Source organism: Nocardia sp. NPDC004415 (assembly GCF_053602435.1).
Genome location: NZ_JBSGDP010000026.1, coordinates 66,547 through 76,935, shown reverse-complemented (window position 1 = coordinate 76,935; position 10,389 = coordinate 66,547). Strand labels below are relative to the sequence as shown.

Here is a 10,389-nt window from a genome sequence, read left to right as displayed (position 1 = left end):
CGAGGCAAAGACGCGCGAAGTGGCCGGGTTCTAGGCGACACCCACGACGAACGCCGCCCGCCGAGTGATCGGCGGGCGGCGTTCGGTGTCGACGGGGGTTACTTCACCGGGAGCAGGCCGTCGGTGCCGCCACCGACATCGGTGATCTTCCAGTCCTGGCCCGCGTCCACGGTGATGGTGAACAGCACGGTGTTGCGCTGCGGGTCGGGATTCTGGGCATTGGTGGTGCTCACGTCGACGAAGGCGTCGACCTGGTAGACATCGCCCTCGTGCGAGATCACCTTGGCGGTGATCGGGGTGGCGGCGGAGGTCCACTTCAGCACGGCGAGGATCTGCTCGAGCTTGGGGCTGGCGGCGTCGAACTTGTCGGCGACCGGCTTGGCGGTGCCCGCCTTGAGGTTGGTGAGCCAGGCGTTGTAGTCCTGGTAGTTCACATTGCCCGAGCCGACGGCGTAGTCCAGGGCGATCTGCTCGGCCCTGGCGTCGTCGGCGGCCTGCGCGTCGCGGTCGGACAGTTCCGAGCGGGCGGAGCCGAGCAGGACGCCAAGGACGATGGCGATGATCGCGAGCACGGCGATCACGCCACCGCCGATCAGCGAGGAGACCCGCAGCGCGACGGTGCCCTTCTGCGGCTCGGTCGGCTCGGCCTTCTTCGTCAGGTCGGTGGCGCCTTCGGTGCTGTCGGGCATGGCTCGTCGCTTTCGATTACGGAGGTGTCGGCAGACACAGGCTACTGACGACCGACCCGAACCGGGACATCGCGTCCCAGGTAACTCGCGCCGTCGCGTCGCTCAGGACCAGCGCAAACCCGGGAAACGGTCGCTCGGGCGATATCGATCACACCCGCTGGTTTCAGGCATCGAAGCGCTCGGCGAGCCAGGCCAGCAGCGGATCGGTGTCGGTGTGCAGCACGCCGAAGTGCGGGCTGATCGGGTTGGGCGCGGACTGCTCGTAGGTGACCTCGGTGATCCGGTCGGTGCCGTTGATCGCGCGCAACTGGGCGACCAGCGCGGCCGTCCCGGCGGGGTTCACGCGCGGATCGTCGGCACCCTGCACCACCCGCACCGGCGCCGCGATCGGCAGCGCGGGCTGAGTGGCGGTGAGCCGGGCGATGAGCTTCGCGAAATCCGGGCCGCCGAGCGCCTCCGGGCGCACGATCTCGGTGCCCCTGATGCCACCCCAGGAATCGGGCTCGCTCAGGCCCACCCGGCAGCGCGACTCGGTGTCGCGCAGGTACAGCTCGTAGGCCCGGTCGGTGAAGATCGCGCGGGGGTCGATGGACGGGTCGGCGGCGACCGCGCCGGTGACGAACAGCGGATGGAAGGCGAAGCCCTCGTTGGTCACCGGCGCCAGCAGGCTCGCCTGGAAACCGGCGGCGATGTTGTTGGCAGGCGCGGTGGCCACGGCGGTGACGAGTTCGAGCTCCGGGGTCCAGGTCGGCGCGTGATGGGCGGCGAACAACGCGGCCTGGCCGCCCTGCGAATGGCCGAAGGTCGCGAAACGCGCCGACAGCTCCGGATGCAGGGCGCGGGCGGCGCGGACGATGTCGAGCACGCCGCGCGCCTCGGACTCACCGAGCAGATACGGGTGCGGGCCGGGGGTGCCGAGGCCCTCGTAGTCGGTCATCACCACGGCGTAGCCCGCGCGCAGCAGCGCGTTGAGGACCGGCTGCGGGTCGGCGTTGAACGGATGCGCCGGGGATTCGGCGGTATCGCGCGAGGGCGCGCACAGGTCGGCCGAGCCGAGCGTGCCGTGCGCCCAGCTCACCACGGGGTGGCCGGGCGCGGGTGTCCTCGGCAGGGCGATGATGCCGGAGACGGCGATCGGCTCGCCGTGCACCGATTCCGAGCGGTAGAGCACGCGTTCGTTGACGGCGGCGTCGGCCAGGGCGGCGACGCCGGTCAGCGGGGCCGACCAGATCGGGTCACCGTGCTCGCCCGCCGCGAGCGCGGGCGGCTGATAGAACGCCTCGCCGTCCGGGGCGGCGAGCGCCGGGCCGCCCGCGGCGAACACCGCCGCCGCCACGGTGGCCGCGACCGCGGCCCGTCCACTGGTCGAATCGCTCATCTGTGACCCTTCTCCTACTCGGTGTGACGGACGGTACGCGGGTAATTTCGGGTGCTACCTCGGGCAATGAGACAATGGCGTGCGTGACTATCACGATGCCCCAGGCCCCCGCGGCGCTGCGGATCGGGCCGTACGCGGTCGATCCGCCGGTCGTGCTCGCACCGATGGCGGGCATCACCAATCTCGCGTTCCGCAAACTCTGCCGGGAATTCGGCAGCGACACCGCTATTTACGTCTGCGAGATGATTACCGCGCGGGCGGTGGTGGAGCGCAACGAGAAGACGCTGCACATGATGGCCTTCGACGCGAACGAGCATCCGCGCTCGATGCAGCTCTACGGCGTGGACCCCAAGACGCTCGGTGAAGCGGTGCGCATCGTGGTCGGCGAGGGCTGGGCCGATCACATCGACCTGAATCTGGGCTGCCCGGTCAAGAAGGTCACCCGGCTCGGTGGTGGCTCCGCGCTGCCCTACAAGCGCAGGCTCTTCGCCAATATCGTGCGTGAGATGGTCGCGGCGGCCGAACCGGCGGGCGTGCCGGTGACGTTCAAGTTCCGCATCGGCATCGACGACGACCACCACACCTACCTCGACACCGGCCGCATCGCCGAAGCCGAGGGCGCGGCCGCGGTCGCCCTGCACGCGCGCACCGCCGCGCAGCTGTACTCCGGCGCGGCCGACTGGTCGGCCATCGCCCGCCTCAAGGAAGCCGTCACCACCATCCCCGTGCTCGGCAACGGCGACATCTTCACCGCCGACGACGCGCTGAAGATGATGGCCGAGACCGGCTGCGACGGCGTCGTCGTCGGACGTGGCTGCCTGGGCCGCCCGTGGCTGTTCGCCGAACTCAGCGCCGCGCTGCGCGGCGAGCCGATCCCGGACGGGCCCACCCTCGGCCGGGTCGGCGAGATCCTGGTGCGCCACGCCACCCTGCTCGCCGAGCACGACGGCGAGGACAAGGCCATGCGCGACATCCGCAAGCACATGGCCTGGTACCTGATGGGCTTCCCGGTCGGCTCGCAGCTGCGGCGCAGCTTCGCGACCGTCTCGCGGCTGTCCCAGATCGAGGAGCTGGTGGCCCAGCTCGACCCGGACGTGCCCTTCCCCACCGACGCCCTCGGCCCCCGCGGCAGGCAGGGCTCCCCGCAGACCAAAGTGGTGCTGCCGGAGGGCTGGCTCGACGATCCCGAGGACGACACCGTGCCCACCGCGGCCGATGTGATGCACAGCGGAGGCTGAGCGCGAGCCAGGTCACGGGGGCAATGTCATCAGTGCGCAACGAGATCGCCAGCGGTTCGTTTGCGCACAGGAGTGGCCTCTCGTGGCGGAATCGTTATCATTGCGGACATCGTTCCTCTCCGGTCCGACCCGGAGCCGGACGATGACGCGCAGGCTGCGCCAGAGTGAGAAGTGAGGTTCGTTGGTGGGTGACGATCGGCGCGGGCGTACGCCCAGGTCCGGAGGTCGCGCCCCCTGGGAGCGCTACCCCACGGCAGAACCCACCGAGACCGAGAGCACCGGCAGGCGTTCGCGGCACGCCGACGCGGCACCGGAGTCCGGCTCCGCGCCGCTGACGGTGCAGGACCTCGTCGACCGCGTCGACAGCGAACGCACCAAGCGCAGACGCCCGGCTCCTGCCCCCGAGGCCGCCCCCGCCTCCCGCGCGGGCCGCCGCGCCCGCGAACAGGCACCCCGCCCCACCCCGCGCGCCGACATCGCGCCGCGCACCGACTCCTCCCCCGTCGCCGAGGACATCGCGGGCCGCACCGCCCCCTCCCCCGCCGACCGCACCGCGACCACCGCGCTGCCCGTCGGCGTGCGCAACGATCCGGGCGACCCGGTCACCGACATCCTGCCCGCCATCACCGACACGGCCGCGCCGCCCCAGCGGGCCAGGCCGGTCAAGACGGCGCCGCCCGCGCCACCCAAGCGGCCCGATGGGGACAAGCGTGCCGGTGCGGACGGACCCCGGCGCAGGCAGTTGCGCATGGCGGGCCGGGTGTCGTTGACCTTCATGGCAGTACTCGCGCTGGTGATCACCGGTGGCGGGTGGAGTTACCTGCAAGCGACCAACAACGGGTTCACCCAGGTCTCGGCGCTGGACGGTTCCACCGACGATGTCCTCGACGGTGACATGCAGCTCGGCGACGAGAACTACCTGATCGTCGGCACCGACACCCGCGCGGGGCTCAATGCCGGTGTCGGCGCGGGCACCACCGACGACGCCGAGGGCGCGCGCGCCGACACGGTGATGCTGGTGCACATTCCGGAGAACCGCTCCCGGGTCGTCGTGGTGTCGTTCCCGCGCGACCTGGACGTCAACCGGCCACAGTGCACGGGCTGGGACAACGACAAGGGCGACTACACCGACGAGAAGGTCTCCCCTTTCCTCGGCGACAAGCTCAATGCCGTCTACGCCGCAGGCGGCCCGCGCTGCCTGGTCGATGTGGTGCGCAAGATGTCGGGCCTGAACATCGGCCACTTCATCGGTATCGACTTCGCCGGTTTCGAGGCCATGGTCGACAAGATCGGTGGCGTCGAGGTGTGCTCGACCAAGCCGATCATCGACGGCGTGCTCGGCACCGTGCTCGAGACCTCCGGCCGTCAGCTCATCACGGGCCAGGCCGCGCTGAACTACGTGCGCGCCCGGCATGTGGTCGGTGAGGAGCGCAGCGACTACGACCGCATCCACCGTCAGCAGCAGTTCCTGTCGGCGCTGCTGCGCGGGGCGCTGTCGGGCAAGGTCCTGCTCGATCCGGGCAAATTGCAGGGCTTCGTGGACGCTTTCCGCGAGCACACCTTCGTCGACGGCGTGGCCACCCAGGACCTGATCCTGCTCGGCCGCTCGCTGCAGAAGGTGAGCGCGGGTGCGGTCACCTTCATCACCGCGCCGACCGCGGGCACGACCAACTACGGCAACGAGATCCCCCGCGAATCCGACATCAAGGCGATCTTCCGCGCGATCATCGACGACCAGCCGCTGCCCGGCGAGGAGACCGCCCCGCCGATCACCTCCTCCACCACCCCCGCCCCGGCCACCGAGGCGCCCAAGATCTACGCGGTGAGCCCCAGCTCGGTCTCGGTGCGGGTATCCAACGGCTCCGGCCTGGGCGGTGTCGCCCAGCAGACGGCCAACCGGCTCGGCGCGCAGGGCTTCGGCATCTACCACGTCGGCAACTACGCCATGGGCAGCAGCGACACCACCAAGGTGCGCTACTCCGCGGGCAACGAGGCCGAGGCGGCCACCGTCGCCAGCGCGATCCCCGGCGCCTCGATCGAGCGCGCCGACGACCTCGACGGCGGCATCGTCGACCTGATCCTCGGCTCGGATTTCGCCGGTACGGTCCGCACCCCCACCGCGGTCGGCTCCGAGATCACCGGTGCCGCTTCCGGTGAGCCGATCACCGCCGCACCGGTGGCCCTGCCCTCGGACCTCGAGCACATGAACGCGGCCGACACCAGCTGCGATTGAGCCGCCGCGCAGCCATCCGCCATTAACCCGGCGTTGGGTGACAGCGCTGCTGGTACCCACTAGGGTCAGCTTTCATGCGTGTGATCTACAACGAGCAGATGGCCGATCTCGCCAACCTCCTCGGCGAGATGGCCGGTCTCGCCGGCCAGGCGATGGAACGGGCCACCCAGTCGCTGCTGCAGGCCGACCTCACGCTGGCCGAGCAGGTCATCGGGGAGCAGGACCGGATCTCGGTGATGATCAGCGAGGCCGAGGAGAAGGCGTTCGCGCTGCTGGCCCTGCAGGCGCCCGTCGCGGGCGATCTGCGGCAGGTGGTGAGCGCGATCCAGATCGTCAACGACGTGAACCGGATGGGCGCGCTGGCGCTGCACGTCGCCAAGGTGACCCGCCGCCGCCACCCCAACCACACGCTGCCGGAGTCGGTGAACGGCTACTTCGCCGAGATGGGCCGCATCGCGGTGAACATGGGCGCGGGCGCCAAGGAGGTGCTCGAGACCCGTGATCCCGAGCGCGCCGCCCAGCTCAACCAGGACGACGAGGCGATGGACGACCTGCACCGTCACCTGTTCACCCTGCTGATGGACCGTGAGTGGAAGTACGGCGTGGCCTCCGCCGTCGACGTCACCCTGCTGGGCCGCTACTACGAGCGCTTCGCCGACCACGCCGTCGAGATCGGCCGCCGCGTGATCTTCCTGGTCACCGGCGTGCTCCCCTCCGATGAGGACGTCGAGAACTAGGAACACGCAAAAGCCCCCGCACTCCTTCGAGGAGGCGGGGGCTTTCTCGTGGCCGGGGTTTTTCCTAGCCGAAGCGGCCGGAGATGTAGTCCTCCGTGGCGCGCTGGGTGGGGTTGGAGAAGATCTTCTCGGTGTCGTCGATCTCGATGAGCTTGCCGGGCTTGCCCTGCGCCTCGAGGTTGAAGAAACCGGTCTGGTCGCTCACGCGCGCGGCCTGCTGCATGTTGTGGGTGACGATGACGATCGTGAACTCTTTCTTGAGCTCGGTGATCAGGTCCTCGATCGCCAGGGTGGAGATCGGGTCCAGCGCCGAACACGGCTCGTCCATCAGCAGCACGTCGGGCGAGACCGCGATGGCGCGGGCGATGCACAGACGCTGCTGCTGACCACCGGAGAGGCCACCGCCGGGCTTGTCGAGCCGGTCCTTGACCTCGTTCCACAGGTTCGCCCCGCGCAGCGAGCGCTCGGCGACCTCGTCGAGTTCCTTCTTGTTGCGCACGCCCTGCAACTTCAGCCCGGCCACCACGTTGTCCTTGATCGACATGGTGGGGAACGGGTTCGGGCGCTGGAACACCATGCCGATGGTGCGGCGCACGCCGACCGGGTCGATGGCCGAGCCGTAGATGTCCTCGCCGTCGAGCAGCACCGCGCCCTCGACGCGGGCGTTCGGGGTCACCTCGTGCATGCGGTTGAGCGAGCGCAGCACGGTGGACTTGCCGCAACCCGACGGACCGATGAAGGCGGTGACGCTGCGCGGCAGCACGGTCAGGTCCACGCTCGACACGGCGTGGAAGCTGCCGTAGTAGATGTTGAGATCTTTGACGTCGATCCGCTTGGCCATGGGAGTTGTCCGTTCGCTTCTATCGGTTGCGGGTGAGCAGCTTGTTGACGCCGGCGGCGGCCAGGTACAGCACCGCGATGATCAGGATCAGCGTGAGCGCCGCACCCCAGACTCGTTCGCGGCCCGCGGCCTCCGGGTTGGCCAGCTCCTGGTACATCATCAGCGGCAGCGAGGCCATATTGCCGTCGAAGATGTTCTGGTTGATCGACTTGCTGTAACCGACCAGCACCAGCACCGGCGCGGTCTCGCCCATCACGCGGGCGACCGAGAGCAGGATGCCGCTGATCATGCCCGGCGCGGCGGTCGGCACGACGATGCGCATGATGGTCTTCCACTTCGGCACACCGAGGGCGTAGGAGGCTTCGCGCAGCTCGTCGGGCACCAGCTTGAGCATCTCCTCGGTGCTGCGCACGACCACCGGCAGCATCAGCAGCACCAGCGCCAGCGAGACGGCGAAGGAGCTCTGCGGCATGCCGAGGGTGGCGATCCACAGCGCGAAGATGAACAGCGCGGCCACGATCGAGGGCACACCGGCGAGGATGTCGACCATGAACGTGGTGACCTTGGCCAGCCGCCCGCGCCCGTATTCGACCAGGTAGACCGCGGCCATGATGCCCAGCGGCACCGCGATCACCGAGGCCATCGCCGACTGCACGATGGTGCCGTAGATGGCGTGGTACACACCGCCACCGGTCTGGTCGGGCAGGATGCCCTTCTGCGAGTTGAACCACCAGTCCGCGGTGACGATCGCGGTGATGCCCTTGCTCACCACCAGCCACAGCACCCAGGCCAGCGGGATCAGCGCGATCACGAAGCAGGTGGTGACCAGGGCGGTGGCGAGGTTGTTCTTGATCCGCCTGCCGGTGCTGACGTGACGGAACGTCGGCGCCTTGACCGGCTTGTCGAGCAGCGTCGTGGTGGCCATCAGCCGTTCACCTTTCCGCCGGAGGCCAGGCGGGCCAGCGCGTTGACGACGAAGGTCAGCGCGAAGAGAACGAAGCCGGCGGCGATGTAGGCGCCGGTCGGCAGCGGGGAGCTGAACTCCGAGGCCGCCGAGGCGATCTTGGAGGCGAAGGTGTAGCCGCCGTCGAACAGCGACCAGTTCCCGGCCTGGCTGGCCGTGCGCAGCACCACCAGCACCGCGATGGTCTCACCGAGCGCGCGGCCCAGGCCGAGCATGGAACCGGCGATCACACCGCTGCGGCCGTAGGGCAGCACGGTCATCCGCACGACTTCCCACTTGGTGGCGCCGAGGGCCTGCGCGGCCTCGATGTGCGCGCGCGGGGTCAGCGCGAAGACCTCGCGCGCGACCGAGGTGATGATCGGCAGGATCATCACCGCCAGCACCACACCGGCGGTGAAGATGGTGCCGCCACCGGCGATCGAGACATTGCCGTCGGCGAAGAGGAAGAACCAGCCCAGCTTGTCGTTGAGGAAGTCCTGCACCGGTGCGATCTGCGGCGCCAGCACCAGGAAGCCCCACAGGCCGAACACGATCGAGGGCACCGCGGCGAGCAGGTCGATCAGCATGGTGAACGGCTTGCTCAGCCGCGAGGGCGCGTAGTGCGTGAGGAACAGTGCGATGCCGACCCCGATCGGCACCGCGACGATCAGCGCGAACACCGAGCTCAGCACCGTCACCATGAACAGGTCACGGATGCCGAAGCGCAGGTTGTTGGCGTCACCGGTGGAGAACTCGGTGCTGGTGAAGAAGTTCGCCTCGTCGGCCATGAGCGAGGGGACCGCGCGGATCAGCAGGAACAACGCGATCAGCGCGATGGCGGCGACGATCGTCGCGCCCGCCGCGGTGGCCGTCCACCGAAAGATCGTCTCGGCGTCGATACGGCCGGTACGACCCGCAGCCGGGGTCTTGTCGGTTTTCGGTTCGGGCATAGTCGCAGTATCTCCGGCCGCCCGCGGGCCCGTCGAATTCGACGGGCCCGGCGCGGTCACCTCGGGGTGCATGGTCATGGCCGGCTCAGGCGATCAGGAGATGGCGTCGATCGCGGTGGTCAGCTTGGTCTTGAACGTCTCCGGCAGGGGCACGTAGCCCGCGTCGGCGAGTCCGCTCTGGCCGTTGGTGACGACCGAGTTCAGGAAGGCCTTGACGGCCTTGCTGGTGTCGGCGTCGGCGTACTTCGAGCAGACGATCTCGTACGTCGCCATCATGATCGGGTACGCGCCCGCGGCGGTGGGCTTGTAGAACGAGCTGGTGTCGAGCACCAGGTCGTTGCCCTCGCCCTTGATCTTCACGCCGTCGATCGAGGCCGCGGCGGTCTCGGCCGACAGGGTGACCGGGTCCTTGCTCGCGGAGGTGATGATCTGCGCGATGGACAGGTTCTGCGCCTTGGCGAAGGACCACTCGTTGTAGGTGATCGAGTTCTTGGTGCTCTTGATGGCGGCCGAGGTGCCCTCGTTGCCCTTGGCACCCTCACCGACGCCACCGTTGAAGGTCTTGCCGCCGCCCTTGCCCCACGCGCCGTCGGAGGCCGCGTCGAGGTAGAGCTGGAAGTTGTCGGTGGTGCCCGACTCGTCGGAGCGGAAGATCACGGCGATCTTCTCCGAGGGCAGCTTGGCGTTCGGGTTGAGCGCCTTGATCTCCGGGGCGTCCCAGGTGGCGACGGAGCCGTTGAACACCTTGGCGGCGGTCGGGCCGTCGAGCACGAGGTCGCTGACGCCGTCGACGTTGTAGGTGATGGCAATCGGGCCGAAGACGGTCGGCAGGTTCCAGGCCGGGGCGCCGCAGCGTTCCTGGGCCTTGGCGGGCTCGTCCTTCTTGGAGCTCAGCGGCGAGTCGGAGCCACCGAAATCGGTCTGCGCGCCGAGGAACTCGTTGACGCCCGCACCCGAACCGGACGAGGTGTAGTTGAGGGTGAAGCCGTCGCAGTTGGTCTCGTACGCGGCGACGAAGCGCTCCATGGCGTTCTTCTGCGAGGAGGCGCCGGAGGCCTTGAGTGCCTGCTTGCCACCGCAGTCGATGCTGGTGTTGGCGACGGTGCCACCCGCGGTGGTGTTGTCATCGCTGCCACAGGCGGCCAGGGTCATCGCGCCGACGGCGACGGCGCCGACCAGGGCGCTGGTGCGCTTGAAGTTCACTTTTCCTCCGACATTGCTGACAACTCGCTCGGTCCCTCACCGGCCCGGGCGAGTAGGGCGATGCGCGGCGCGGACAGCGCGCACATCAGGCGACGACTGTGCCGCCCAGAACAAACGTAAGGTCGCACGGTTGACAGTTGGCCCGACGTGGATGAACGGAGAATGAACAGCCCGGCG

General features: G+C 69.0%; 9 protein-coding genes. 3 read left to right on the top strand and 6 right to left on the bottom strand.

What is annotated here, in order from left to right; all coding sequences use genetic code 11:
• Window positions 1–98: 98 nt before the first annotated feature.
• Together ACWEMY_RS15010 and ACWEMY_RS15005 are read right to left on the bottom strand one after the other, a co-directional pair.
• Window positions 99–689: a hypothetical protein gene (locus ACWEMY_RS15010; RefSeq protein ID WP_452390478.1), complete on the bottom strand. Its 591-nt coding sequence runs from the start codon at window positions 687–689 to the stop codon at window positions 99–101.
• A 163-nt stretch (window positions 690–852) separates the two neighbouring features.
• The gene (locus ACWEMY_RS15005) at window positions 853–2,067 is read right to left on the bottom strand and encodes a lipase family protein (RefSeq protein WP_452390477.1); all 1,215 of its coding nucleotides are present in this window, start codon (window positions 2,065–2,067) and stop codon (window positions 853–855) included.
• Window positions 2,068–2,162: 95 nt separating this feature from the next.
• Between ACWEMY_RS15005 and dusB the strand changes: the two genes are divergently transcribed.
• From dusB to phoU, 3 genes are all read left to right on the top strand, one after another.
• Window positions 2,163–3,305: a tRNA dihydrouridine synthase DusB gene (gene dusB / locus ACWEMY_RS15000; protein ID WP_375935674.1), complete on the top strand. Its 1,143-nt coding sequence runs from the start codon at window positions 2,163–2,165 to the stop codon at window positions 3,303–3,305.
• A 184-nt stretch (window positions 3,306–3,489) separates the two neighbouring features.
• Window positions 3,490–5,538, top strand: coding sequence for an LCP family glycopolymer transferase (locus tag ACWEMY_RS14995; protein WP_452390476.1), 2,049 nt, complete (start codon window positions 3,490–3,492; stop codon window positions 5,536–5,538).
• A gap of 74 nt (window positions 5,539–5,612) precedes the next feature.
• Window positions 5,613–6,275 (top strand): phosphate signaling complex protein PhoU, encoded by a 663-nt coding sequence (gene phoU, locus ACWEMY_RS14990; RefSeq protein ID WP_375933682.1) that lies wholly within the window; start codon window positions 5,613–5,615, stop codon window positions 6,273–6,275.
• Window positions 6,276–6,339: 64 nt separating this feature from the next.
• Here phoU and pstB read toward each other — a convergent pair whose 3' ends face one another.
• From pstB to pstS, 4 genes are all read right to left on the bottom strand, one after another.
• Complete coding sequence (pstB, locus tag ACWEMY_RS14985; RefSeq protein WP_278264711.1) at window positions 6,340–7,116, bottom strand: phosphate ABC transporter ATP-binding protein PstB; 777 nt, start codon at window positions 7,114–7,116, stop codon at window positions 6,340–6,342.
• A gap of 19 nt (window positions 7,117–7,135) precedes the next feature.
• Window positions 7,136–8,041 carry a phosphate ABC transporter permease PstA gene (gene pstA, locus ACWEMY_RS14980; protein ID WP_452390475.1) on the bottom strand — a complete coding sequence of 302 codons (906 nt, stop codon included), beginning with the start codon at window positions 8,039–8,041 and terminating at the stop codon, window positions 7,136–7,138.
• A complete protein-coding gene (gene pstC, locus ACWEMY_RS14975; RefSeq protein ID WP_375933675.1) occupies window positions 8,041–9,009 on the bottom strand; it encodes a phosphate ABC transporter permease subunit PstC in 969 nt (322 codons plus the stop codon). The genes pstA and pstC overlap by 1 nt, the downstream gene beginning before the upstream one ends.
• Window positions 9,010–9,102: 93 nt before the next feature.
• Window positions 9,103–10,212 (bottom strand): phosphate ABC transporter substrate-binding protein PstS, encoded by a 1,110-nt coding sequence (pstS, locus tag ACWEMY_RS14970; protein WP_452390474.1) that lies wholly within the window; start codon window positions 10,210–10,212, stop codon window positions 9,103–9,105.
• Window positions 10,213–10,389 lie beyond the last annotated feature (177 nt).